The sequence below is a fragment of the Cupriavidus sp. KB_39 genome, from assembly GCF_052114485.1.
Lineage (GTDB): Bacteria > Pseudomonadota > Gammaproteobacteria > Burkholderiales > Burkholderiaceae > Cupriavidus.
In genome coordinates, this window is record NZ_JBFREV010000194.1 from 1 (window position 1) to 491 (window position 491).

Sequence of the window (491 nt, forward strand, 5' to 3'; positions counted from 1 at the left end):
TTGCCGGACATGATGGAAACCGCGCTGGAATTGGGGACGGCCTACATTGTAAGGCCATTGGCGGCCACTGTCGGCGCCGCCGGGGATTCGGACATGGGCGCGAACACCCCGCTGCCGACGAAATCGGGATAGAAACGCGCCCGCATCCGTGCCAGATAGGCGGTCAGATTGGCGTGCGCCGACGCCGCCGTACGGATTGGCGTCTCGAACACGGGGCTGAGCAGGCTGGCGCTGAACGCGAACAAGGTGGCGTCGGCGCCGCATGGCGCATCGCCCAGCAGGTAGGGCTTGTCGCCAAGGATGTTGGCGATGGCCGTCACGCCGTGGATCGCCATGGCTGCGGCCTCCTCGTCCGAATGCCGGCCGAGGCCCTGCGCCCAGAGCATCTGGCGTACGCGCCGCTTGACCAGCGTGGTCACGATCCCGCGCACCGGTGCCGGCACGCGCTGGAAGAACTGGGCCGGGCCGCGCTCGAAATTGGCGTCATCGAG

1 protein-coding gene is annotated in these 491 nt (G+C 67.8%); it reads right to left on the bottom strand.

The features are described 5' to 3' along the window. Positions 1-41: 41 nt before the first annotated feature. The coding region (locus AB4Z27_RS29490; RefSeq protein WP_441646045.1) for a glutathione S-transferase C-terminal domain-containing protein at positions 42-491 on the bottom strand (450 nt) is incomplete at its 5' end.